The organism is Granulicella sp. S156, assembly GCF_009766105.1.
Classification (GTDB): Bacteria; Acidobacteriota; Terriglobia; order Terriglobales; family Acidobacteriaceae; genus Granulicella.
In genome coordinates, this window is sequence record NZ_LMUH01000022.1 from 202,673 (window position 1) to 228,973 (window position 26,301).

The 26,301-nt window shown below is 58.6% G+C and carries 15 protein-coding genes and 1 tRNA gene; 8 read left to right on the forward strand and 8 right to left on the reverse strand.

Annotated features, from left to right (window positions below):
- Nucleotides 1-199: 199 nt before the first annotated feature.
- The 4 genes from GSQ91_RS16560 to zwf all read left to right on the forward strand — a co-directional run bounded on the left by GSQ91_RS16560 (nucleotide 200) and on the right by zwf (nucleotide 9,493).
- Nucleotides 200-3,181, forward strand: coding sequence for a sensor histidine kinase (locus tag GSQ91_RS16560; protein ID WP_158822868.1), 2,982 nt, complete (start codon nucleotides 200-202; stop codon nucleotides 3,179-3,181).
- Nucleotides 3,178-3,819, forward strand: coding sequence for a response regulator transcription factor (locus GSQ91_RS16565; RefSeq protein ID WP_254064648.1), 642 nt, complete (start codon nucleotides 3,178-3,180; stop codon nucleotides 3,817-3,819). The genes GSQ91_RS16560 and GSQ91_RS16565 overlap by 4 nt, the downstream gene beginning before the upstream one ends.
- Before the next feature lie 335 nt (nucleotides 3,820-4,154).
- Nucleotides 4,155-7,952 carry an Ig-like domain repeat protein gene (locus tag GSQ91_RS16570; protein WP_158822869.1) on the forward strand — a complete coding sequence of 1,266 codons (3,798 nt, stop codon included), beginning with the start codon at nucleotides 4,155-4,157 and terminating at the stop codon, nucleotides 7,950-7,952.
- A 128-nt stretch (nucleotides 7,953-8,080) separates the two neighbouring features.
- A complete protein-coding gene (zwf, locus tag GSQ91_RS16575) occupies nucleotides 8,081-9,493 on the forward strand; it encodes a glucose-6-phosphate dehydrogenase (RefSeq protein WP_158822870.1) in 1,413 nt (470 codons plus the stop codon).
- Between the two features lie 197 nt (nucleotides 9,494-9,690).
- Here the strand turns inward: zwf and GSQ91_RS16580 are convergent, their stop codons facing one another.
- A complete protein-coding gene (locus GSQ91_RS16580; RefSeq protein WP_158822871.1) occupies nucleotides 9,691-10,911 on the reverse strand; it encodes a hypothetical protein in 1,221 nt (406 codons plus the stop codon).
- 268 nt (nucleotides 10,912-11,179) lie between these two features.
- Between GSQ91_RS16580 and GSQ91_RS16585 the strand changes: the two genes are divergently transcribed.
- Nucleotides 11,180-14,920: a carboxypeptidase-like regulatory domain-containing protein gene (locus GSQ91_RS16585; protein ID WP_158822872.1), complete on the forward strand. Its 3,741-nt coding sequence runs from the start codon at nucleotides 11,180-11,182 to the stop codon at nucleotides 14,918-14,920.
- A 406-nt stretch (nucleotides 14,921-15,326) separates the two neighbouring features.
- Nucleotides 15,327-17,849: a glycoside hydrolase family 31 protein gene (locus GSQ91_RS16590; RefSeq protein ID WP_158822873.1), complete on the forward strand. Its 2,523-nt coding sequence runs from the start codon at nucleotides 15,327-15,329 to the stop codon at nucleotides 17,847-17,849.
- A gap of 224 nt (nucleotides 17,850-18,073) precedes the next feature.
- On the opposite strand, the gene GSQ91_RS16595 is transcribed toward GSQ91_RS16590, so the two are convergent.
- Genes GSQ91_RS16595 through GSQ91_RS16605 form a run of 3 tightly spaced genes read right to left on the reverse strand, consistent with a single transcriptional unit; the run spans nucleotide 18,074 to nucleotide 21,367 of the window.
- Entirely contained in the window at nucleotides 18,074-19,300 is a 1,227-nt protein-coding gene (locus GSQ91_RS16595) for a Gfo/Idh/MocA family protein (protein ID WP_158822874.1), read from the reverse strand.
- A 27-nt stretch (nucleotides 19,301-19,327) separates the two neighbouring features.
- A complete protein-coding gene (locus tag GSQ91_RS16600; protein ID WP_158822875.1) occupies nucleotides 19,328-20,371 on the reverse strand; it encodes an FAD:protein FMN transferase in 1,044 nt (347 codons plus the stop codon).
- Nucleotides 20,372-20,380: 9 nt separating this feature from the next.
- On the reverse strand, nucleotides 20,381-21,367 hold the full coding sequence (locus GSQ91_RS16605; RefSeq protein WP_158822876.1) for a sugar phosphate isomerase/epimerase: 987 nt from the start codon (nucleotides 21,365-21,367) through the stop codon (nucleotides 20,381-20,383).
- A 267-nt stretch (nucleotides 21,368-21,634) separates the two neighbouring features.
- Between GSQ91_RS16605 and GSQ91_RS16610 the strand changes: the two genes are divergently transcribed.
- Together GSQ91_RS16610 and GSQ91_RS16615 are read left to right on the forward strand one after the other, a co-directional pair.
- Nucleotides 21,635-22,957, forward strand: a complete 1,323-nt coding sequence (locus GSQ91_RS16610) for a Gfo/Idh/MocA family protein (protein ID WP_158822877.1) — start codon at nucleotides 21,635-21,637, stop codon at nucleotides 22,955-22,957.
- 52 nt (nucleotides 22,958-23,009) lie between these two features.
- Nucleotides 23,010-23,086, forward strand: a tRNA-Val gene (locus GSQ91_RS16615).
- A 133-nt stretch (nucleotides 23,087-23,219) separates the two neighbouring features.
- On the opposite strand, the gene GSQ91_RS16620 is transcribed toward GSQ91_RS16615, so the two are convergent.
- From GSQ91_RS16620 to GSQ91_RS16635, 4 genes are all read right to left on the reverse strand, one after another.
- Nucleotides 23,220-23,747 carry a phage tail protein gene (locus GSQ91_RS16620; protein WP_158822878.1) on the reverse strand — a complete coding sequence of 176 codons (528 nt, stop codon included), beginning with the start codon at nucleotides 23,745-23,747 and terminating at the stop codon, nucleotides 23,220-23,222.
- 18 nt (nucleotides 23,748-23,765) lie between these two features.
- Nucleotides 23,766-24,287, reverse strand: a complete 522-nt coding sequence (locus GSQ91_RS16625) for a phage tail protein (RefSeq protein WP_158822879.1) — start codon at nucleotides 24,285-24,287, stop codon at nucleotides 23,766-23,768.
- A gap of 8 nt (nucleotides 24,288-24,295) precedes the next feature.
- A complete protein-coding gene (locus GSQ91_RS16630; RefSeq protein WP_158822880.1) occupies nucleotides 24,296-24,808 on the reverse strand; it encodes a phage tail protein in 513 nt (170 codons plus the stop codon).
- A gap of 142 nt (nucleotides 24,809-24,950) precedes the next feature.
- Nucleotides 24,951-26,294 carry a hypothetical protein gene (locus GSQ91_RS16635; protein WP_158822881.1) on the reverse strand — a complete coding sequence of 448 codons (1,344 nt, stop codon included), beginning with the start codon at nucleotides 26,292-26,294 and terminating at the stop codon, nucleotides 24,951-24,953.
- Nucleotides 26,295-26,301: the final 7 nt, after the last annotated feature.

The window sequence follows — 26,301 nt, forward strand, 5'->3', positions numbered from 1 at the left end:
CTACCTAGAAGTGAACCTGTGCGGTATTGGCAGGGCGGACTGCATTTGCCAGCATCGCCTGGAAAGGGCAACCTTGGATACCTTGCAGGGACGAACCAGTACACCGCCAAGAAGGCTGGGGGCGAGTCTGGCTCTAACAGCCTTGCTAGGGCTGTGTGCAGGAGCTTGCTCCCTGTACGCCCAACAGCCGGCGAAACCGATGCTGCTGTCCCATCAGGTGCTGAGCACATGGACTACCGAGCAGGGGCTTCCTCAGGAGTTCATCACTGCCATCACGCAGACGCCCGACGGCTTGCTATGGATTGGGACCTATGGCGGCCTGACGCGCTTTGATGGTTTGCACTTTCGCACCTTCGTCCATGACGCTCCGGCAGCTCTGCATGGAAATATCACCAGCCTTGCCGTAGATGAAAGAGGGCAACTCTGGGTGGGCACGCCGACCGGTTTGTTTCTTTACCGCGACCATCAGTTTCAGCCGATGCAGAGGCCCGGCAAAACAGAGAGTCCTCTGTCTGTACGGCAGCTTCTGCCGCGGCGGGCCGGTGGGGTCTGGGTGCGGAGCAAGTCGGAGATCTTGCATGCGGACGACCGTGGGGTGCATGCAGAGTCGCTCCCAGTCCCGGTCAATGAAGTGCTTGATTTCTGCGAGGACAACGGAGGCAGGCTTTGGCTTGCCATGCATGATCGCGTCGTCGTGCTGCGTGGAGGCGAGATCGAGGGTTCCTACCCGCTCACCGGTGTAGGGCTGCTGTACCGCGCACCCGATGGCCGCATCTTCGCGGGCGATGGACACCACCTCTTTCTGTTCGCAGGAGAAGACTTCGTCAAGCAACCGAACAGTGGGACGGAAGAGTTCGTTAAGGTACTGATCGATCGCCACAACAATCTCTGGATGGCCAGCGGAGGACTGCAAGGCATCAGCCGGCTCGCGTCGGGAACGGTAGAGAAGCTGAACAAGAAGACTGGGCTCACCAGTAACGATGTTCGCGAACTATTTGAAGACCGGAACGGCGATATCTGGATTGGAACGATCGCGGGGCTGCAGCGTCTGCATGTGGGTGTCTTCACCAGCTACACAGAGCGCGATGGCCTTGCCCCCGGCAACAATCAGTACGACGCCATCTTCGAAGATGCGAAAGGCTCTATATGGGCGGGCACGCTAGAGGAAGGTATTGCGCAGTGGCAGGACGGACAGTGGCGTACCTACGGCGAACACGAAGGCGTGCGTCGCGGTCAGGTGCGCGGCTTCGCCGAGGCGGGAGACAAGCCTGTGTTTGCGATGGCGGATTATGGCATCTTCGGCTGGTCTGAAAAAGGGGCGCAGAGGCGGTTTCAGCCACTGCCCGATATACCTCCGGGGTACGCTACTTCGCCTCTGCGTACGAACGATGGAAGCCTGTGGTTCAGCGTGCCTCTGCCGCGTAAGGGAATCTTTCGCCTTCTCAATGGCAAACTTACTAGCTATGGAGTCGCCGACGGGCTGGGCGACGATGCAACCTGGAGTCTCGCCACGGATGCGCAGGGAGATCTATGGGCGGGCACTGCCAATGGACTCTACCGTTGGCGCAGCGAACATTGGACAAGAGACCCGAGACCTCTGCATCAGGTCTTCGGAATACTTCCACGACCTGACGGCAGTATGTTTCTTGGAACCAGCACAGGCCTTGTCTTCTTCGCGGCTGGCAAGGACACAATAAGCTGGAACGTGGCTCAGCGAGAGGGGCTGCCGGGAGATGCGGTCTTCGGGCTCGCAGAGGATGTGCATGGAGACCTTTGGCTGACGACTACTGGCGGAATCTGTCGTATTCCTCGCCGTCAACTTGATGCGTTGAATAGCGGTGCGTCGAAGCAGGTGAGCCCCGAGATCTATACCTTCGCCGATGGACTGAAGGGCCGCAGCGTGCTTCCGATGGGACAAGTCACGGCGACACGCGCGCATGACGGACGGCTGTGGTTTGCGACCACTGCGGCTCCGGCAGTGGCTTCCCCTGTCGCCGCTGAAGAAGCGCAGCCGCAGGCCCTGCTGGATGATGTCACGGTTGACGAACGACGTGTGACGCCGGACAAGCTTACGGTCCCTCCGGGACGTCACCGGCTTACGTTCAACTTCACCGCGCCCAGCTTTATCGCTCCTGAACAGATTCGTTTTCGCTATCGATTGACGGGCTGGGACACCAATTGGATTGAAGCGGATACAACGAGAGAGGCTTCTTATGTGGGGTTGCCTCCGGGCAGATACTCTTTCCAGGTGCAGGCGCTGGGACGTACCGGTGAAGCAGGTCCTGTCTCGGAAGCTACGGCGCTTACTCTTGAACCATTCTTCTGGCAGACACGGTGGTTTCTCCTGGCGATGATCTTGCTCGCGGCTGGTGTGGTGATCGAGATCACAAGGCGGCGCACGCAGGCACGCGTTGAGCGGCTCAACATGCGCTTCCAGGAACGTGCCACCGAACGCGAACGCATTGCCTCACAGATCCACGACACGTTTATTCAGGACCTTATCGGGACGGCGCTGCAGCTGGAACTCGTCGGCCTGCAGATGGAGGAAGACACTGCGGTTGCGCAGCGTTCGCTGCATGACCTGGCAGCGCGGCTGCGGGGCGTCATCGCGCGCAGCCGCGATATCATCTCCAACCTGCACTCGATGGCTGCGCCAGAGCAGGGATTGGTCGAGCTGCTAGAGCATGTCGACGCGGAGTTTCGGATGGGTGATGAGCCTGCGTTTGAAGTCGTCGGCGAGGGTGTCGCGGTGGAGCTGTCTCCGTTTGTTCGCGATGAGGTCTATCGCATCTGCCGCGAAGCGCTGGCGAACGCATTCCGTCATGCCTCGGCGAAAAACGTTCTGGTGACTGTACACTTCGACAGTGATCTGCTCAGGATCGTCGTTGCCGATGACGGTTCAGGGATGACGGAGCAGATGCAGGCACACGGACGGCCAGGGCACTTCGGCCTTTCGGGGATGCGAGCCCATGCACGCCGCATCGGCGCAAAACTTTCGGTGCAAAGCGAGTGCGATCGAGGAACTCGGGTTACGCTGGAACTCGAACTGCACCAGAAGACAACGGCGCGCTTCCATCAGGCAGTGCAACGCATGAGGAAAAAACTTCATGCTTACACTGTGATCAGGAAGCAGTCCAAGACTGAGACAGAAGACCAACTTCATACCGGGAGTGATGGGTGACGATCAGCCAGATACAGGAACGCGAGACATTGAATGTCTTGATCGTCGACGACCATCCGATGGTGCGCGAAGGGCTCGCGGGCATCTTTGCGCGCTATGGCATCACCATCACAGGACTGGCGATGAATGGCCAGCAGGCGTTTGAGATGTATCAGGCAACGCGGCCCGACATCGTGCTGCTCGATCTGCGCCTGCCCGATCAGAGCGGTATTGAGGTGCTGCGGACCTTGCGCCGCATGGATCCTGAGGCTCGTGTGGTGATGCTCACCTCCGCCCAGGGTGAGGCTTCGATCTATCAGGCGATTCAGGCTGGAGCTTCCGGGTATCTGCTGAAGGGTGTTGAAGGCGCAGCGCTGGCCGAGCATCTTCGTCATGTTGCGGCAGGTGGGCGGGCGCTCCAGCCGGAGACCGCAGAGAAACTCGCGAGCTATGTGGCAACGCCGCGGTTGAGCGACCGCGAGATTGAAGTACTGACCCTCATCTCTCAGGGCAAGAGCAACAAGGAAGTGGCCCATATGCTCTTCGTTACGGAAGACACCGTGAAGATGCACGTGAAGAACATCCTGCACAAACTCAAGGCGCAGGACCGAACCCAGGCGGTCGTGCTTGCGATTCAGCGTGGTTTGCTCGCGATGTAGTGCAGCTTTAGCAGCAGATTCCCTGCGGGAATGACAGAAAGAAAAACAACAGCAAAACCCGCGCCGCCAAAACTACTCGAAAGGGTAGGTTGAGTTCTACTCTTAACAGAGCACGACGGCGCATCCTTCCTTTGCTACTCTCTTGGAAAGTTAACAGACTGTAACTCTTACCGGCAGACCTTCGAGAGGCCGGTGAGGACCTTTTTCCCTGCTTCTTCCACAAGTTGCCATGCAGGCTTCTTGGCTTTTGCGGCAGGTTTCGTTCTGGGAATCTTGTTTCCGTAGCGATCTGATTTGGAGAAACGGGCGCACGCCCATCACCAGGAGGTACTCTTATGAGTTTTTTCAGGCATCGCCGTATCGGCACTATGTTTCTGGCCCTGTGTAGTCTAACTTTCCTCCCTGTGGATGCTCAGGTGGTCAACCAGATCACGAAGCCCGTTGATGTTTCGGTGCGGCACGCATTTACCAACACCGTTCCCCCACAGACTCATGCGGCCTCCGACATCGGTAGAGTGTCGCCGGATCTGCCCATGCAGGACATGGTCATGTTGTTGCAAGGCAGCGCTACCCAGTCGACTGCACTGGCCCAATTTATCGCCGACGCTCACGATCCGAAATCACCCAATTACCAGAAATGGCTAACGCCAGCCGAGTTTGGAGCCCGCTTCGGCGCCTCGGATCAGGACGTCCAGACGGTGAGTACATGGCTCACCGCTAACGGCTTTAGCGTAACCGCTGTTGCACGCGGCAAGAACTGGATTCGCTTCTCCGGCAAAGCCGGACAGGCCGAGCAGGCGTTTGGAACAGAGGTGCATCAGTTCTCCATCGCCGGCAAGACCTATCACTCGAATAACACCGAGCTCTCGATTCCCGATGCACTTTCGCCAGCAGTGGCGGGATTGGTCAGCCTCAATGATTTTGTGAAGCCTTCCTTCCACACGGCACCGGCTAAGGTAGCAATCGGCCAGAATGGAAAGTTGCAGCGCGCTGCGAGCAGCACACCGGCAGGCGTGAACACGGCAGGCCTCGACTCCTCTCTACTGGTGCAGCCGAACTTCACCTCACAGGGAGCACCGGAGGAGATCTATCTCGCCCCGGGCGACCTTTCGCGAATTTACAATACGCTGCCGCTGGTAAGCAGGGGCACGGATGGCACAGGCGTCTCGATCGCCATTGTTGGACGTTCCGACATCAGCCTTTCGGACGTTGAGACCTTCCGTACGATCTTCGGCCTCCCCTTCAATGACCCAACTTTTATCAATGCGAACGCTGATCCAGGAGTCGTTCCCGGCGACGATGAGGAGGCTATCCTCGACGTCGAGTGGTCAGGAGCCATGGCTCCGAAGGCAAAGATCAACTACGTGATCGGAGGGAGTACCAACACCACCGATGGCGTCGACATCTCGGCTTCCTACATCGTCGACAACTTAACGGCGCCCATCATGTCCGTCAGCTTCGGTGAGTGCGAAGCCATGATCAGCCCTACGGAATCGGCGTTCTACAACACACTGTGGCAGCAGGCTGCGGCAGAAGGAATCACAGTCTTTGTCTCCTCAGGCGACGCGGGATCGAGCCTGTGCGACATTCCGAACGAATACATCGCCACGTCCTACGGACTGGGCGTAAACGGTTTGGCTTCCACGCCCTACAACGTTGCCGTAGGCGGCACAGAGTTTGCCGACTCTAACGTCAACACCTTCTGGAACACCACTCTGAATCGCGATCTCTCTTCTGCCAAGGGCTATGTGCCGGAGGCGGTGTGGAACGAAAGCTGCAATCCTAATCTGCCGGTGAGTGCAGATAACTGCTACTACAGTCCAACCGATGAAGGTACTTACGCCGCTGGTGGGGGCGCCAGCAACTGCTCGTTGCATCCTGCCGGCGCGACGCAGAACATATTCACGGGACTCTACGCCTGCTCGGGTGGATACACGAAACCTAGCTGGCAGACAGGCACTGGAGTTCCTGCGGATAACGCGCGCGATCTACCCGATGTGTCGCTCGCTGCCGCGGCAGAACACGATGGCTTCCTGCTCTGCTACAACGGCTCGTGTCAGTACACGACCAACCCCAACGGCTCCATCACACTGAACCAGGCGACGATCATTGGCGGCACCTCAGCGGCATCGCCCTCCATGGCCGGCATCATGGCGCTGGTCGAGCAGAAGAACGGCAGCTTCCAGGGACTGGCAAACTACAAGTTCTATCAACTGGCAGCCGCTCAGCCCTCTTCTTTGAACTGCAATTCAAGCGACGCCACGGAGCCGACGCAGACCAATGCCTGTGTCTTCCATGACGTCACCTCCGGTTCGAACGCACTGAGCTGCCTATTGAGGAACGGAGGTGACTGCTCCGTGCACGTGGCAGGCAACACATCCTATGGAGTGCTCGACGGCAACAGCGCTACTGCCGGATATGATCTGGCCAGCGGCCTCGGATCGGTGAATGCGGCTAACCTCGTCAGCGCGTGGCGCACCGTTACAACGGCGGCCTCAAAGACAAGCCTGAGTGTTTCAGCCAAGACCTTCGCGCATGGTACAGCCGTCAACGTGTCGTCTGCCGTAACGCCCGCAAACGGAACCGGCACACCTACCGGCACCGTCATCCTCAAGGCCAGCAACAGCACCACCGGCCCGGTTGTGACAGGAACACTTACCTCAGGCGCCTTCACGGCTTCCGTAGGGAGCTTGCCAGGTGGCACCTACGCCCTCACGTCCAACTACAGCGGCGACGGAAGCTACAGCAGCAGCGTTTCATCGCCCGTCTTGCTGAGGGTAACTCCCGAAGCCAGCATCTCTACGGCGACGTCTCTTGCGCCGAGCAAGTTCTTTATTCTCGGAAGGCAGCCGATCGTACCCTCCACCTCCGTCTCGCTGGGCACCACCTTCTTCCTGCAGGTCGCCATCGCAGGGGCCAGCGGCCAGGGCGTACCCACCGGCACGGTGGCATTGTCCAACGGCACCAAAACCTTCGGCACCTATCCGGTAAGCAACACTGGGCAGATCTACGTTACCTGTGGCCCCAGCACAGAGTGCGACTACCCGATCGGAACCTATACCTTCACCGCGAAATACTCTGGTGACAGCAGCTTCAAACCTTCGACGATTGCATTTCAACCCTTCACCATCACGAAAGGCGACATCTACTATTCTGTCGGTGTCAGCAACCAGGAACCATCGGCAGGTTCAACCGTAATCGCCAGTGTGTACTTTGGCTACGATCCTGCAGTGGTTCCTACCGGCAAGGTGACACTCAACCGCCAGGACACAGGGGCAGTCCTGGCCACAGGCACCATTGGCGCCAACGGCGTAGCAACGATTCCCTTCGCTGCTCCCTCCGGTACATACTGGCTAACGGCAAGCTGGCCCGGTGACGCGAACTATACCAGCAGCGGTCTTTCGGAGTATCCGCAGATCATCGCAAGCGGCGCAGGCACCACAGCAAGTGCGACGACGCTGGCCACAGCAGTCACGACGGCAAAGCTGGGCCAGAAGAGCTCGTTCACCATCACGGTGAAGCCTGCAAAGACGACTTCAGGCGCGCCGGTTCCAACGGGAACGGTCACGCTGTACACCACAACTGGACAGGCAGCAGCCTCCATCAACCTTACGGGTGGAACGGTTACTACCTTCTATGAGTGGGACCTGGCTGGCCCGCAGAGCCTCTATGCCACATACTCCGGTGATGGCACGTATGCCGGCAGCAGCAGCCCGATTACCAACGTCACCGTCAGAAAGGCCACTCCTACCGTGGACCTGACATCGCTCGCAAGTTGTGTCGTCGAGGGTGCGGAGAGCAGCGTAACTGGATCGCTGGTAAGCGCGTTGTCGACAACCGGCGTCGTTGCGCCCAGCGGAAGCATTCAGTTCTATGACTCCCGTGAAGGCGCACCCGCCAAGGCCATTGGCAATCCTCAGGCATTGAACACCGGCAACGCCAACGCCATTCTGGCAACACTCGCTCCGGTACTGCCTGAAGGAGTAAACAGGATCACCGCCGTCTATTCAGGTGACGCCAATTGGGACACCGCTACTTCCAATCGAGTCACCATTACAGTGACATCGCGGTGGGATGCTGCCATTGGGTGTCACCTGGACCCCTGGCACAACGGCAACGGAGGTCATGAATAGGCTGCAACCCTGCAGTAACACACAACATATCCCTGAAAGGCCGCCGGCTCCCCCCGGCGGCCTCTTTTTTTGCCCCCTTTGGGATTCCTCGCAATCTTAAGTAGCATTAGGAGTCAGAGGAGAAATACGTGAGCCAATCTCATTCCGATGCGCTGGTCTTCTTCGGTGCCACCGGCGATCTCGCCTACAAAAAGATCTTTCCCGCGCTGCAGTCCATGGTCAAACATGGCACGCTCGCCGTTCCAATCATCGGTGTAGCCAAGGCTGGATGGAACCTGGACCAGTTCAAGGCACGAGCAAAGGATAGCCTCGAGCAGCACGGCGGCCTTGACGCAGAGGCATGGGAGAAGCTGAGTTCCCTGCTGCATTATGTCGACGGCGACTATTCGGATCTCTCCACCTTCGAAGCCGTTCGGAAGGAGCTTGGCACAGCGGAACGCCCCGCTCATTACCTGGCGATTCCTCCGTTTCTGTTTGAAACAGTCGTAGAGCAACTCGTGAAATCGGGCTCTGCGAAGGGCGCGCGCATGATCGTGGAGAAGCCTTTTGGCCATGACCTGGCTTCGGCGCAGGAGCTCGATCGAATTCTGCTGTCAGCTTTCCCCGAGTCTTCGATCTTTCGCATCGACCACTATCTGGCCAAAGGCCCAGTTCATAATATGGTGTCGTTCCGTTTCTCGAACTCCTTCCTGGAGCCGCTCTGGAATCGCAACTACATTGAGAGCGTGCAGATCACCATGGCGGAGGACTTCGGCATTCAGGGCCGTGGCGCCTTCTATGACCAGACGGGGACTATCCGCGATGTGATCCAGAACCATATCTTCCAGGTGATGTGCAATCTCGCCATGGAATCCCCGGCGCGTGATGACAGTGAGTCGATGCGTGATGAGAAAGTCAAGGTATTGAAGGCCATTCCTCCGATAGAGCCCGACGACCTGGTCCGTGGGCAGTTTCATGGCTATCTCGACGAAAAGGGCGTTGCTCCTAACTCACAGGTAGAGACCTTCGCAGCCCTCCGCTTGCATATCAAATCGTGGCGATGGGAGGGAGTTCCGTTCTACATCCGTGCCGGAAAGAATCTGCCCCTGACCTGTATGGAAGTAGTGGCTCGACTGCGCAGACCACCTACGACAAACACCACTGAGGACGACGTGCCGCAGAACTACATACGGTTTCGCATCAGCCCTGAGATGACTGTTGCCATGGCGGTCTCTGTTACCTCTCCGAGCGGAGAAGGAAAACGAGAAGCAGTAGAACTGGTAGCTACTCGTCATCCTCGTTCCAACGAGATGGAAGCTTATGAGCGCGTGCTGACCGATGCCATGGCCGGCGATGCAACTCTATTCGCTCGACTGGACTACGTAGAAGAAGCATGGCGTATTGTCGACCCTGTTCTAAAGACGAAAACGCCGGTTTATAGCTATGAACCCCATACGTGGGGACCTAAGGAAGTCGAGCAAAAGGTTGTCCCTCCTGGCGGGTGGGATATTCCATGTGCCCAGGAGGAAGAAGACTTCCGGGTGGTAGGCCAGCCTGTATAGGTGGATTGGGCAAAGGGCTTTAACCCTGAGTCCCTTGCGGGTATAGGCAAGGAGCCCAGGGCTAAAGCCCTTTCTGGTTAGGCCTTATTTCCGCGGCCTAAAGGCCGCTGCTACTCCGAAAAACAACAGCAACGACAAAGACTCTTAAAGCAAGAGCGCGCTCTTGTATACCTTCATATTCAGGTCATTGCCTCTGCTTACCAGAAGTACGTCGCTTCTACCTTTGGCGGTGAGGAGCGGCCATCGATGATCTCAGTGCTCAGAACGAACTCCATGTTCTGGCCGTCCCAGTTTTTGGGGGCCTGCGCTTTGATCAAGTCCATATTCGCCGGTTGGGTCAGGAACTCTCCGGCGGCTACGGTTCCTCCGCGAGCGATGCCTGCCGCAATGACGGCTGGTTTGCCCGTATTCGCATCGGCGAACCGGGCGACGATGGCGTAGTCGCGATAGTTGTTCGTGGCTTCCTGAAGATTGCGGTCGATCTCCCAGTGGGCTCGCGTAGGGGATTGTGTGTCTTCGATCCAGAAGTGGGTCATCGCGGCATCGTCGCCAAAACGGAAGCGCAGTCCGCGCGTCACACGCAGCGTCCAGGCGTTGTCGAATGCGCCGAGAAAGATAGCCGGGCCACGGCGCAGGTCGGTCAGTGTGGTGGTGTCCTCGCCCATCAGGATGTAGGGCTGATGCCGCATATCCAGCAGGCCCGACAGACTCACGAGCGGCTGCAGGTCATCGACGAGGACGGCACTCATCTTCTCCTGCAGCTGTCGCTGTTGTGTCGGATCGGCGGCGTTGCGAAGTGTGATCCCATCGAAGTGGCTTTGCGGGAAGCACACTACAACCGGGTCTCGCGATCCGAGCATCGGTGCCCAGAAGCGATCGAGTGTCGAAGGCCTCGAATGGATAAAGTACCAGCCTGTGGCGGAGAGCATTGCCAGGAGTGCGACTCCAGCGACGAGTAGCCAGCGAGTCGTCGATTGCGTCGTTGGGGTGGCGATAGGCTGATCGGTCTCTTTCAGGACGTCAGGCACTGTTGTCGACACAGGTTCTGTGGGCGGCCATTCGAAACGCGGGATGTAGGAACCGAGAGGCAGGGCGATGCGCAGTTCGAGCTCGTGGCCGGGCTCCTGGTAGTACTGCGCGATGCGTCTGCGGATCTCGGCGGCAGTGACGCGCACGATGGGGTCGGAGGTCGTATCGTAGCCCGCCTCGCGGCCAAAGACTTCGATACCCAGCGTCCGTTCTTTGAGTAGATCGCTGCGGCCTTCGAGCTCTTCCTGAACGATGAAGCGCAGAAACGAGGGGAAGCGCTTGCTTTGGGAGAAGTATGTATTGCGCAGCAGACGATCCAGTTGTTTCCGGATGCCGGCCTTCTCCTCCTCGGTATAGAGGATCGCTTCGCCTGTAGAGTATGCCGTCATGGGTTTGTTGGGGGTTGCAGTAGAAACGGAAAAATTATAGTCCGAATTCAAAAGGACTGTCATACATCGCCGAGACGAAAGCGTTCATAAGAAGAGACTTAGAGATTTCTTATCATGATAAGAATTTGTACCTTACCGCAAGGAGCCTTCACAGGTCCATCACTGCTCACTATAAACACCCCCGATCATACAGACCCTTCGTTGCATGAGAGGAATGGCATGACCCGTTCCCGGCGTGGAGGGTTGGTTTCTAGACTTCGGAGGCAATATGAAACGCATCTGGTGCGTACTCAGTCTTCTTCTCTTTGCGGCGATGCTCTGCAGCGCCGCCTATGCACAGGTAGGCGCTGCCGCACTGAGCGGAGTCGTAGAGGACCAGACTGGAGCTGTGATCCCTGCGGCCTCCGTCGTCCTGGAAAACGCCCTCAGCAAGGCACAGCGAGTTGGTCACAGCAACGGAGCCGGCACCTTCAGCTTCGCGGCTGTGCCCAGCGGTGACTATAAATTGACGGTCAAGGTGCAGGGGTTTCAACAGTATGTGCAGACCTCTATCCATCTGAACCCAGGCGACAATATCGCCCTGCCCGAGATCAAGCTGACGCTGGGTGAGGCGACCTCCAGCGTCACGGTCGACACCAATATCAGCGGCCTGCCGCTCGACAGTGGGCAGATGAGTTCGACCATCACGGCCCATGACCTGGAAAACCTTTCGATCGTGGGCCGCGATGCAACCGAGTTGGAGAAGATCCTGCCCGGGTTCGCTATCCGCAGCCTGGGCGGGGCCAGCGGCGCGACCAACGCAGCGCCCGACTTTACACAGGTCACCGTGGGTCAGGCGACCCCCTACGCCTCCAACGGAGCGCCTGTAGCCGGCATCACCCTGAAGCTCGACGGCGCGAACCTGACCGACGCCGGCAACTTCGGCGCAAACCTGCAGAACATCAACGACTCGTTCGTCAGCGAGGTACAGGTACAGACCTCGAACTTCGGTGTCGACCAGTCCAACGGTCCCGTAGTCGTCAACGCCGCCACTAAGTCGGGCACGGCCAGCTACCATGGTTCTCTCAATATCTTTGCGCGGCTCGCGGCACTAAACTCCAACGACTGGCTGGCGAACAACGGCGGAATTCCGCGGAACGACGACCGCTATTTATATCCCAACGGAACCGTCAGCGGGCCGGTACCCCACACCAGGAAGATTACGTTCTTCGCCGGCGCGGAGTATGACGCGCAGCGCAATGTGTATGCCTACGGCAGTTCGGGCAGCGCGATCATCCACGCGCTGCTTCCCACGCAAGCGATGCGCTCCGGCGACTTCAGTCCCAACGCTCTGGCGGCCTACTTCGGGCCGGAACTCACAAACGGCACCTACGGCACATTCAACACCTCGCCGACCGTGGGTGACAACGGCTCGACCCTGACCAATGGAAATATTGCCGCCTTTCTGAACCCAGGCGCGATGGCTCTGGTCAATGGCACGCTACCGCTGCCAACAAGGTCGGCAACCGGTACAGACGGATTCAACTACGACCAGCTCGATCTGGTGAACAACAACGTCAGCCAGTTTGTAGGCCGAGTGGACTACAACATCAGTCCGCGCAATATATTCTTTGCCCGCTACAGTTTTGAAAAAGGGAAACAGGGCCAGCCGCTGGTTCCCTACTATGCGCCCAGCAGCATTATGGGAGAAGTAAACACTCCGGGGTACGGAGTAGACAACGACACCTGGGGACACAGCGCCGCGGCCAACTACGTCACCATCTTTACGCCCACTCTAACCAACGAGGCCTATGCCACCATCATGTCCTTTCTGGAGTCATTCGACGCGCGGCAGATCGCAGCCCTGCAAAAAGGTGCGATCAGCTATCCCTACAACGGCGCATTCGACAATGGAGACACACAGTATCCACAGTTGGGCACGTATACGCCCTACGGCGGCCTGCCGCTCGGCCTATGGCCCGACTACTCCCTGAACCCGCTGGAGCTGAAGAAGCTACAGCCTAACGTTGGCGACAACCTCACCAAGGTGTGGGGCAAGCACACCGTCAAGGTGGGCATCTTTGCCCAGAAGACGATCAACAACCAGACGGCGACCAACCCGGCCACGAACGGCATTATTCAGAACTACTACTATGGGCCGGCCGGCGCTTCCTTTGCCGACTACAACGGAACGTATCCTGACGGGTCGCCCGCGTATGGCAACCAACACTTCAACAGCGGCAATGCGCTGGCGAACTTCTTTGAAGGGCAGATCCAGGATTGGCACCAGCAGAACTTCAACCCGTATACGAACCTGTACTTCTGGAACGTCGATTTTTATGGGCAGGACACCTGGCGCGCTGCCTCAAACCTGAGCCTTACCTTCGGCGTCCGCTTCAGCAAGCTCGGGGCGTGGCAGGATGCCCATGGAATCGGCGCTGCCATCTGGAACCCGTCACTCTATACCTCCACCTACAATGCCACGACCAACCCTTTGCCCGGTATTACGTGGCATGGAATTAATTCGTCCATTCCGAACTCCGGGTCGCCGACGCCACCGATTTTCTTTGAGCCACGCTTCGGCTTCGCCCTCGACCTCTTCAAAAACGGGAAGACAGTTGTCCGTGGCGGTGCAGGCATCTATCGCTTCCACGACTCGGTGACCGATGTGACCAGCGAGTTTGCCGAGGCTGAAAACGTGCGCTTCACCGACCTGCAAGGCTTCGGCGACAACACGCTGGAAGGAGTCAACACACTCCATCTGAATCCACATACCTACGGCAATACCGGGCTGGGCAGTACGGAGACTTACATTTCGCCGTCCACCATCTATGGCCTCGATCCCACCGACGACAAAGAGCCAGTAACCAACAACTACAACCTGAGTATTGCGCAACAGTTGCCCGGCAACTGGATTCTTCAGGCTTCCTACGTCGGGAACAACAGCAACTCGCTGATGGACAACGGCACCACACAGAATGTCGTGCTGGATAACGTGAATGCGATCCCGGTGGGAACACTGTTCACGGCTACTGCGGCAACGGCGATCAATACCGCCGCCGGCTACAACGCCTGCAACCCTACGGGCTGCACCCCGCAGCAGGCGGCTAGCCTCGACAATATCTACAATTACACTGGAGACAAGGCCGTCCAGAAGGCGCGGCCCTTCCCCAACTACAGCCAGATTCTTATGCCGCAGCACAACACCTATGCCAACTACAACGCTTTGCAGATTGAAGCGATCAAACGGGTTGGCCACCTGAGCTTCAATGCCAACTACACCTTCTCGAAGGCGCTCGGCATTCTGGGCTCTTCGGCGGATTTCAACTGGACCGCGGGCATCGATCCCTTCAACCTCGCGAACAACTATGGGCCGATGAACTTCGACCGCTCGCAGGTCCTGAATCTTAGCTATGCGTACCAGACCGGGAAGTATACCGACAAACGTTTATTGGGCGGCTTCATTAACTATTGGCTCATCTCGGGCATCACGAATATCATGACCGGCCCCAACATGCAGACGGGCATCAGCCCTTCCCCTGGGTACTACGTGACAGGCAATATCGGCTCGGGTGCAAACGCTTATAGCGTCACCTCACAGTCGATCCTCGGCACGCCAGACGTCAACCTGCAGCCTGTACTCAAGTGCGACCCGAGGTCCGGCCTGGGGCAGCACCAGTATCTCAATGGCGCGTGCTTCGGCCTGCCGGCGCTTGGAACGAATGGCCCGTACATCGAGCCCTACGCTCATGGTCCGGCGTTCTTCAACAGCGACCTCGCGCTGGAGAAGGGTTTCGGCCTGGGCGGAAGCCGTCATCTGCGGTTCCGTTATGCGGCGTTCAATTTCCTCAACCATCCTCTGACCAGCTTCGGCACAGGGTACCCGGCGGAGACGACGCTGCAGTTGAGCGACACTTCCGCGAACGCGACACCTCAGACAGCAATCTACAACCCTGCGACGGGCTTCGGCACGGCTTCTTATAAGTTGGGACGTAGACTGTCGGAGATATCGCTGAAGTATGACTTCTAAAGAACCGACAACAACCGGGTGCCCCATCCTTTGCTGCACGATGTGCGGATTGCCAAAAAGATTTGGCGGCAAAGGGTGGGGTGTAGACGCTAAGCGCACACCACAAATTTACGCAGTGCGCTCTGCGTCGGGGGTGTCGCCCGAAGGGCGATTGCTCCTGCCCATGTTCGCTGTGCCTCAGGCTTTGGCGCCCACATCGTCGTCTGGCTGCAGTCGCCTCTACAGGCGAAAAGCGGTCGCTGCCGCGATACCCCACCCTTTGCTACACGATCTCGTGCCACTCCACGAAATCGTGCAGCAAAGGATGGGGCACCCGGTTGTTGCTTGTCCCTCGAATTTGTGGTGAGGTGAGATTGGCCCATCACGATTCTGTACTAACACTTCAACGTATCACCGGAGATTAAGCATGTGCGCACGAAGAGTATCTGCGAAAGTTTTCCTTTGTGCCCTTCTAGGCCTCGGAATAGCCGGGTATGCACAGTCCCCTTCCAACGTGCTCTCGTTTGCACGCGTCACTGGAGTGACACCGCTTTCCAATGGTGTGGAACTCCACGATGGCGAACTCGTCATGCGCATCACTGCGCTGCGTGACGATGTGCTTCGGATCCGCGCTGGACGCAAGGGTGCGCTGCCCGAAGATGCTTCCTGGGCGGTATTGCCTGAGGCTCGTTCGGCCTCCGTCGCGGTAACGCAGGATACCGATGCTGCCGTCGCCGGTTTTCACACTGGTGCTTTGCGCGTCTCTGTAAGCAAGGCTACGGGGCTGCTTACGTTGAGCGATCTTTCCGGCAAGGTGCTGCAGCAGGATGCCGAGCCGATACAGTTTGAAGGCGACCGTCTGCATCTGGCGAAGACCATGCCTTCCGATGAGCACTACTTCGGGCTGGGCGACAAGACCGGCGCGTTCGACCGGCGAGGGCAGGCCTTCCGGCTGTGGAACACCGATGCCTATGCCTGGCAGGAGTCTACGGACCCGCTCTACAAGAGCATTCCGTTCTATCTGAGCTATCGCGCCGGAACCACGCTCGGCGTGCTGATCGATAACACCTGGCCGTCGTCCTTCGACTTCGGCAAGACACTCGCCGGTACCGTTCAATATCGCGCAGAGAGCGGGCCTGCGGATATCTATCTGCTCTATGGCCCTTCGGCAAAGCAGGTGCTCGCAAGCTATGCGTGGCTGACCGGACCGACACCGCTGCCGCCGCTCTGGGCGCTTGGATTTCAGCAGTCGCGCTTTAGCTATATGACGCAGGCGCGCGTTCTCGAAGTAGCTGGACGTCTGCGCAGCGATAGGATTCCCGCAGATGCGATCTATACCGACATCGACTACCAGGATAAGAATCGCCCCTTCAGCATCAACACCACTACCTACCCTGACATGCCGGGAATGGTAGCCGCGCTGCATGCCGAGCACTTCCATGTCGTCGCGATTACGGACCTGCACATCGCGAACGTGCACTATCCTCCATTCGACAGCGGCGTCGCGGGCGGCCACTTCGTCAAGAACCCGGATGGCACGCTCTATGTCGGTCCGGTCTGGCCGGGGCCCAGCGTGTTTCCTGACTTTACGCGGCAACAGACGCGTCTCTGGTGGGGCACGCTGTACAAAGACTTTGACCACATGGGCATCGACGGCTTCTGGAACGATATGAATGAGCCCTCGGTCTTCATAGCCCATCTCACAATACCGGACGATGTCGTGCACCACATCGACGAGCCCGGCTTTGTGACGCGCACAGCGACGCATCGCGAGGTGCATAACGTCTATGGCATGGAGAACTCGCGCGCTACCTACGATGGCCAACTGGCATTGCGGCCTGATGTGCGTCCGTTTGTACTCACACGCGCCTCCTATGCCGGTGGCCAGCGCTACGCTGCTACGTGGACGGGCGACAACTCCGCGACGTGGAACCATCTGCGGCTTACGACGTCGATGCTGAAGAACCTGGGTCTCAGCGGCTTCTCGCTGGCAGGCGCGGATGTTGGCGGTTATGCGGGTACGCCCACGACGGAGTTGCTGACCAAGTGGATTGAGGTTGGAGCGTTTCAGCCGATCGATCGCGATCACGCAGAGAAAGGTACCGGCGACCATGAGCCTTGGGTCGGAGGAGTTGAACAGGAAGATATTCGCCGCCACTTCATCGAAACGCGTTACAAGCTGCTTCCCTACCTCTATAGCGTGATGGAAGAGAATACGCGTACGGGGCTTCCGCTGTTGAGGCCGCTGTTTCTGGAGTTTCCCGATGCCGCGCCGGATCGTCATCCTCTGGATGTCGATCTCGATGCCTCGGGCGAGTTTCTGGTGGGGCCGGATATTCTCGTTGCCGCACCACCATTCTTCGACAAGACCGACGACTACGACGCGAAGCTTCCTTCTTCCGGATGGTATGACTTCTGGACTGGTGCACGCGTCGACAAAGCCGAAGGGAAAGTCGCGACCGGAGGATTACAGCCAGAGGCTGCAAAGGGTCCGGTGTTGTCCGTCGTGCATCTGCATCCTGAGCTGGCGAAGCTGCCCGTCTTTGTGCGCCCGGGAGCTATCCTGCCTCTTGCGCCTCTGATGCAGAGCACTGCCGAACGGCCGCAGGGTCCGCTAACGCTGCGTGTCTATCCTGGGCCCGAGTGTGCGGGGCAGCTTTATCAGGATGACGGGACCAGCTTCGCTTACAAGCACGGCGAGTTCCTGCGGATGAAGTTCGCGTGTGATGCCTCAGCGAAGGATGGCAGTCTTACCCTGCATATCGGGAAGCATGAGGGTAGCTATCCGGCGTGGTGGAAGGAGATTGTTGTGGAGGTCGAGGGTGTGAGTAAAGCACCGGCGAGTGTCACGGTCAATGGTCGTGCGGGCAAGGTCACATCCAGCGGGAATGCGATTGTCGTTACGGTGCCGGATGGTGGTGGTGGGGTTGAGGTTGTTCTGCAGGAGTGATGCATTGTTTTTCGTCGTCATCCTGAAGCGTAGCTGAAGGATCCCCGCATTTTGTGGCGGCTCGGACGCAAAGCGCACCGCAAATGTTGGTGGCGTCTGGCTTACATTCGGGGCAGCACCAATGCGGGGGTCCTTCGCCTACGGCTCAGGATGACGGCGAAAAACAAACAACGACGAAAAACAAGCAGCAGCATAAACAAGCAACAGCCAAAGCAAGGCGTCTTCTAGATCTTTGCGGATGGGATCGACATTTTGTTCTCTTCAAACACCGCATCGTGCGCGACGGAGCAGGCGATGGCGGCGCGGAAGCCGCAATGTACGTCGGCGAAGATCTCGTGTTCCCCACGAACAGCTTCGGTGAAAGAGCGCACCGCGGCGAGCGTTGGATCTTCTGATGTCGCCGTGACTACTTTTTCTCCCGGTCCGCGGTAGGGCATTTCGCCTGCCGTGGAGTAGGAGGCTCCGGTCACGACACCACGTTCGACGACTGTCTTGCCGACTGAGTCATCTGGCGAGTTGGAGAGTTTCTTCTTCTCGAAGTAGAAGGTCGCATCTTCAATCGTGATCTGCACACTGCCTTCGGTGCCGTAGATCCAGAGCTCGCAGCCCAGCTTTGCGTTATCGGTGATCGAGGAGAAGACAAGCCGCCGCCCCTGCGAGTAGCTGAAGACAGCCTGCACGTTGTCGCCGACCGTGCGCCCATCGTGGTAACGGCAGATGCTGTTGGTGCCGATGACGCTCTGAGGTTGCTCGCCGAAGACCCAGTTGGCCATATCGATGTGGTGTGAGCCGAGCTCCGTGCCCAGGCCGCCGGAGCTCTCGCGATACAGCCGCCAGTTGATGAGGTGCTCGAGCTTCCCTCCTGGGTCGGGCTGCGGCACTGTGCGGCGCCAGTCGCCGTTGCGATGCCAGTAGGCGTAGATGTGGGTTGGCGTTCCAATGTCTCCGGCATGAACACGGCGGATAGCTTCCTGCGCCCAGGACGCATAGCGGTACTCGTGGCCGATCTGGAAGAGCACCTTATGGCGCGTGACCTCGGCGAGAATGTTGTGATTGTCCTCCACCGTGAAACCCAGCGCCTTCTCGCCATAGATGGGCCGCCCCGTCTTCGCGGTTGCAATGACATGCTCGGCATGAAGCCCTACCGGCGAAGCGATGAGAATGGCGTCGAGATCGGTGCGGGCCAGAAGCTCATGATGATTTGCGGTTGCAGGCACCGTCTTGCCGGCGAGGCGATTCACCTGCTCGTAGCGGGGGGGATAGATATCGCAGATCGCTTCGACAGAGACGCCGGGCACGCGGAGAAACTGGCGGAGATCCTCCTGCCCACGACTGCCGGCTCCGATCACGCCGAGGCGAATCGGCTTGACCGCCGGCGTTGCGGCGCGGGCGATGGTCGTGGAGGCAAGAGCGGCGGCAGAGGCGGATTGCAGAAAGTCGCGACGGTTCATGGATACCCTTGAGTTCCTAGATTTCGTTCAGAGCGGGCAGCGTGTGGAGTCGATCGCTACGCCCCAGTGAAAGATCGTGCAGTGAGGATGGCCCGCATCGCCGGAGACAATGAGCGCGCGGGCTTCGGGAGCGTACTTCTTCAGAGTCTCTACGCTCTGCCCGGGTGTTTCTACAAAGATTACATTCGAGAGCGCATCGCTTGCTGTAGCGGAGGGATCGACGATGCTGACCTGCGTGCGGCCTTCGACGGGCCGCATGGTGCGCGGGTCCATGATGTGACAGTAGAGATGTCCAGCCACCGTGAAGTTCTTCTCGCTGCAATCGGCGCTGGAGAGAGAGGTATCGCGCAGCGTGATGACCGACAGGCTGTCATGCGAAGGCAGCGGACCGGGTACGACGATGCGCCATCCGTCGAGATTGGGCGGCGCTCCCAGGGCGTATAGGGTGCTGCTGCCGGCCGATAGCATAGCAGCAGCAACATGCTGGGCGCGCAGGATGCGGACAGCAGCATCGACCGCGAAACCTTTGCCGATGCCGCCGGGATCCAGTTCTACGCCCGGCGATGTAAAGCTCACGGTGCGTGCGGCGGAATCGAGTTGAACTTTTTCCCAACCGGTTGCCGCGCGCAGTTGTTGCAGTTCTCCCTCAGGGGGAATGTGGCCGCTGTGACGGTAGAAGCCCCAGGCCTTCATCAAGCGGCCGACGGTGATGTCGAAGGCGCCGTCGCTGGCGCGGCTCCAGTGCTCCGACTGCGTAAGGAAGTCGAGCATCTCGGGGTCTGTGGTTACAGGCGATGCGGCCGCGTTCTGGTTGATGCGTGAAAGTTCGCTGGAGTCGCGATAGTTGGAGAGCAGTTGCTCGATGCGATCGACTTCCTCAAAGACCTCTTCTGAGGTCTCCGCGGCTACAGTTGGATCCGCGCTGTAGAGGTACAGCGTGAACTCCGTGCCCATGGCCGGATGCGTGGTCGTATAGAGCGTGAGAGGAGGCGTGACGGCTTTCACCAGGGGCGTGGTGGCGAGAATTGCCATCGTCAGCGCGGTCGCGAGCTTGTGCTTTATCCCTTCCATTTTCCGGCCTTAGCAGGTAATGCCGGCCTTACCCAGACAATCCTTCAGACCCTTCATGCTGATGCGGGTGGAGGACTCCGAGATAGCGTCCTGGGTATCCCCTGGTCCACCGTGCCAGTGTGTCTCCAGGCTTACGGCGTGGTGATAGCCATCGCGTTTCAGAGCCTTGAACTGGCCGACCCAATCGATCAGGCCGATATCTACAGGCTGCCATTCGAAGGTCTTCTTCTCACCCGGCGTGCGTTTTACGTTCTTGCAGTGAACGTGGCCGATGCGGTGCTTCGGCAGTCTCTCGTAGTCGGAGGGATAGGGCACGTCGCCTGGAAATGTGCCGGAGTTGCCTGGGTCCCAGTTGAGCATGAAGTTCTTGTTGGGAATTGCGTTCAGCACTTCGAGAGCCTCGGGGCCGGAGCCGGTGTTGCAGGCCATCTCATTTTCCAGCAGAAGGACGAGCCCATGCTTCTCGCATTTAGTAGCGGCTTCCGCGAGCTTGCGATTGATCTCGGCGCGCCAGGGCTTCTGGTCTTCCAGCCGCCAGAAGTCGAAGCAGCGAATGCGATCGGTGCCGAACGTCTTCGAGAGATCGATCAGCTTCTCCAGCAACTCGTCCTGCGCCTTATAGGGGACGTCCGCGGCGTTGAAGGTATCATGATGCGGGCTTTCCCTGGATAGCGGCGCACCGGGCAGATCGGTCTTGAAGAGCGGGCTGGCTAGATCCGTCACCTTCAGGTTGTACTTCGCGAGAATCTTTAGGGCCTCCGCCACCTGATCCGCGCTCGCGTCGGCGAGGCTCTTGCCCCACAGCGTACGAATCTCAATCCAGCTCAAACCGAAGTCATGCGCGGCGACGTAGCAGGCGTGGTCGAAGTCGGGAGAGATCTCGTCGTTGATCACGGCCAGATGGAAGGGACACGTCTGTGACTGCTGCGCCAGTAGCCTGGTGGACGCAGCTGCTGCCGCCATACCTATAACAAACTCTCGCCGCGAAACCGACATACACTTCCCTCCAGGGCTTTAAAGAAATAACGATCCCAAGAATTCTGTCATAGAAGAGGGAGGCCTGTCTCCTGCAGCCGGCAGGGGAATCTATTTGTTTCCCAGTTGAAAACCGCTTGAATGTATAGCCGTTTCTGAAAAGACCTTTGCACCAGCTACGGTGACTCATGTAACGTTATCCCGCAAGAAACTTTGCAACTCTCACAGCGCAGCCGCAATTTGTGCCGCGGCATTGACGACAACGGAACGAACTTCCAAGGAGGAGACGTGATCTCTCGACGTGAATTTACCGGGACCCTGGCCGTAGGAGCAGCGGGCCTCGCTGCCACCACCTCAGCGAAGAGCTATGCTCAGATCCTGGGATCGAATGACCGCGTGAACTTTGCCGTCATCGGCCTGCATAGCCGCGCCTATGCTCACCTCTCTGCGCTCAAGGCGAATCAGAGCACCTCTCACGTTACGCATGTGTGCGACGTGGAGAGCAACATCCTCGCGAAGTTTGCGGGCGCCACGCAGAAGGAGCTGGGCTATGCGCCCGCGACTGAGAAGGACTTCCGCAAGGTGCTCGCCTCCAAAGACGTTGATGCGATCACCATCGCCGCACCCGACCACTGGCATGCGCCTATGGCCATCCTGGGCCTCGAAGCGGGCAAGCATGTGTACGTTGAGAAGCCGTGCAGCTATAACCCGCATGAGGGCGAGCTTCTGGTCACGGCGCAGAAGAAGTACGGCAAGCAGGCTCAGATGGGCAACCAGCAGCGCTCCTCGCCGCACACCATCAAGATCGTCGGCGAGATCCATGATGGGCTGATCGGCACGGCCTATATGGCTTCGGCGTGGTATGCGAACAACCGCAAGTCGATTGGGGTCGGCAAAGAAGTTCCCATTCCCGACACGCTGGACTGGGACCTCTGGCAGGGACCCGCGCCACGCAAGCCGTATCACGACAACTACCAGCCGTATAACTGGCACTGGTTCAAGCACTGGGGCACCGGCGAGACCCTGAACAACGGCACGCATGAGGTCGATGTCTGCCGCTGGGCTCTCGGAGCTGAGTTCCCCAACAGCGTGGAGGCCTCGGGTGGGCGTTACGCCTACAAGGACGACTGGCAGTACTACGACACGCTCGAGGTCAACTGGAAGTACGACGACAAGCTGATCACGTGGGAAGGCCGCTGCTGCAACCCGATGAAGCGGTACGACCGTGACCGTGGTGCGCTCATCATCGGGACGAAGGGTTCGGTCATCGTCGATCGTGACGGCTACGAGGTCTATGACGACGGCGGCAAGAAGACAGATGAGTTCAAGGTCAACCATGAGAAGACTTCGTCCTCCGACCTTACGGGCAAGGACTCCATGACAGACGCGCACTTCGGCAATCTGATCGCGGCCATCCAGAAGGGCGAGGCGCTGCACTCGCCGGTCTCGGCCGGCAATGTGGCGGTCACCATGCTGCAGTTGGCCAACTATGCGTGGGAGACCAACCGTGTTCTGAAGCTCGACCCGGCCAATGGTCACATCGTCGGCGACCCTGCTGCTGCGGCCATGACTCGGCGCGAGTACGAAAAAGGATGGGAGCCAAAGGTGTAAATTTGGCGTGCGGGCCTATGCTGTCCTACACTAGATAGGTTCGCTCCAAAGCGGGCGGTTAGCTCAGTTGGTTAGAGCGCCTGCCTTACAAGCAGGATGTCGGGGGTTCGAGTCCCTCACTGCCCACCATTTTTTAGAAAACACCATGAGTGCTTGTAGTGACGAGCAGCAACGTCACTGCCTACTATTTCTAGCAACACGAAGGCCACCGGAAGAATCTTCCGGTGGCCTTCGTGTTTCAGGTGAGTGCCCTGGTTTGCCGTTAACTGCGTGCCGGAAAGATACCGTACAGCGAGATGCAATAGTTTAAGGTGAGATACGGCATCATGTTGTTGTGAGGCAGGCTTCCGCCAGCGGTGCCTACGATGTTGGTATTCATGGTGGCTCCTGCGGTAGGCGCCGCTGCATAGGGCTCGGTTCCACGCTCCGTGACTCCCAGAACGGTCGCGGCAGAAGGCGTTTCGATTTTCCCTCCTACAGCAGAAGCCGCCAAATTATGAGCGTGGATCGGAATCTGATTGATGGTAAGGGTCACCGTCTCCGTACCGCCGGTTTCGCCCATGTTATAGTCGGAAAGCCCTGGACCTTGTCCCTGGCTGACGGGAATGGTGCCCTGCAGGTTGGGCAGCCCGAAGGTCGACTTGCCGTCACCTCCGTATTGCGTACCGAGGAGAGAAAACAAGGCCGTGTTCTGGGAGATAGGCAGCAACTGTCCCGCGCACAGGGCCCATCCTTGGGGAGCGAAGTTGAAGCCGAAGATTTCGATTTCACCGACAAATGATGAGGACATGCGAAGACTCCTTGGAGATTAGTTGCGCGAAGGAAAGATGCCGTTAAGGGCAATGCAGAAGTTGAGTACGAGATAAGGCGACTGGTTCGCATGTGGAGTACTTCCACCCGTGGAAGCGGTCCCATTGCCCAGAGAGACTAATGAAGTGGGAGTGGATGGAAAGTAGGGAGCCTTTGTTAAGGACGCGGGGAAGGTATTGACGGGTGTCACTGCAGTACCTGTGGCGGTCGAACACGTAGGAGGCGTATGCACATGGGCAGGCAACTCAGTCAGGAGGAGTGTGTGGTTGGCTTCGCCTGCTAGTTGGCCTATCACGTAGGGCGTCCCAGACGGGGCGGTGCCAAAAGATAACGCGCATCGTCCCTGGAGATTGGGCAACTGGAAGTTATTGATCCCATTGCCTCCGTAGAAAGTGCCGATAAGCGAGAACAGCGCGGCATACTGGCTGATAGGCAAGGTCTGGCCGTTGCACACAGCCCAGCCTCTGGGCGCAAAGTTGTAGGGGAACGGCTGAATCTGTCCTAGATAGGGTGTGCTCATAAGGTCCTCTAGTTCTGGGTCGGATAGACGCCATACAGGCTGATGATGTAGTTGACACAAAGAAATGGCTGGAGATTGTTGTGCGGCTGGCTCCCGCCCTGCTGACCTGTGACGGCGCCCATCGCGGATGTGCCGTTGGCGACGGGAGCATACTGGCCTGCGAGCGACCCCGCGAAGAACCCTCCAGCAGGCGAAGTTGAAGTGCCGGCGGCCCCCTGGGCCGCGATCGGATGCTTGTGGGCGGGTATCGTCGAAGTCGTCAGAGTCACGTTTTCAACACCCGAGAGTTGTCCTATGACGTACGTGCCTCCGCCTCCGCTGCCTTGATGGATCGGTGTCCGGCCGCGCAGATCGGGTAGCCCGAAGGTAGTTACCCCATCGCCGCCGTACGTAGTGCCGATGAGGTTGAACAGTACATCGTATTCTGCAATCGATAGAAGCGCTCCGTTACAAAAGAGCCAGCCCACAGGCTGGAAGTTGAAGCCTACGGCCCGTATTTCTCCGACATAAGATTGTGCCATCGTTTACTCCTCTATATAAGGCGTCGCCGATTCCGCGAGGACAACGCTTGTTCGTAGTTTTGTTCTTGCGGTTGTATCCCCACAAGAACAGATTCCTGGATGCTGGCCATCACAAAGACAGCGTTAGGAACAGGCCCAAAGATCAATGCGCGCTGACCGCGAGGCCAACCGGGGTTGTGAGACCGGATGGAGTGTAGTTAAAACCCACACCGGAGGTACTAAGAACGGTCACGCTGTTGTTGCTGCTATTGCTGACCCAGGCCCTGCCGGTGGTGTCGAAGGAGATGCCGGTGGGGGCGGAGAAGTATCCCGCGGTGTTGTACGGCGAACCGGTAACGACGCTGCCGGAAGAGGTGAGACGGCTCACCGAATTGCCTGTCGTGTTGGTGATCCACGGTCCGCCCGTGGTGTCGATCGCGATCGCCGAGGCGCCGGACAGGCTAGCTGCAAACGGCGAGCCGCTTACAGGTTCGCCGCTGTGCGAGAGTTCCGTCACCGCAGCGCCGCTGCCATTGGCGATCCAGATGTTGCCAGAGGCGTCCGCAGCTAATGCCGCTGGAGCGCTGATGCCACCGCCTGTAAAGTTCACGGCGATCGTAAAGTCGTTAGGCTGCGAGCCCAACCCGGACGGAAAAGCCGCTCCGATAGCGGGTGGTATTGCATAGAGCGCAGCTACGTTGGATCCAGGGTGCTGCGCGATGTCCATGGCTGCGGCCACCGTGTCCGTAGGAGCCGAGCCGGTGCCAGGGTTGACATCGGAGAAGAGCTTTCCGCAGTTGGTTGTCGGGGTGCCGGCCACACCGCCGTTGGTATTGATGCAGGCCGCCAGAATATTGGCGAGGGTGTAGATCTCCGACGAAGGAACTGTCGTTCCTGTTGGCAGAGAGGCCCCGGGAGCAGTACCAGTCGCGATGTTGACGAGCGTGTTCACGTCGGCAAAGGCGTTGGTCATGCCGGTGACGTTGGTCGCGGAAGAACCGACGTTGGCCAGGCCGGTCATAAAGGGTGAAAGAGCCCATACCGAAGCGACCGTGGTGACTTCATTCATCGTGACGAAGGATATGGAGGAGAGACCGATGCAAGGCCCCAGAGCCGCCATCAGGGCGAGGTTGGCGTTGTTGCCGGAACCTGCATCTCCCTGGGTTGCGGCGAGGTATACCAACTGAGCCCCCGAAGTGCAGGTATAGTCTCCAGCGATATTGAAGCTGCCGTCCGGTCCAGTTTTGATAACAGTCGAGATGAGCGGAGAAGCTGCCAAACCATAGCCCGTGACACCGGCTCCATAGAGCTGGATGGTGGCGCCGCTGATCGGTTGCTGGCCACCCATCACCTTGCCCTGCAAAGCGACGCCCGACATGGGAGTTGGGCCGGAAACTGTTCCCGCGCCCGTGCCGCAACCGGTGAGGACTCCACTGACCGCCAGGGTCAGGACCAGAGCAAGGACTGGGCTCTTCATCGTCTGTCGTGTTGTATGTAGGATTCGCATGGTATTC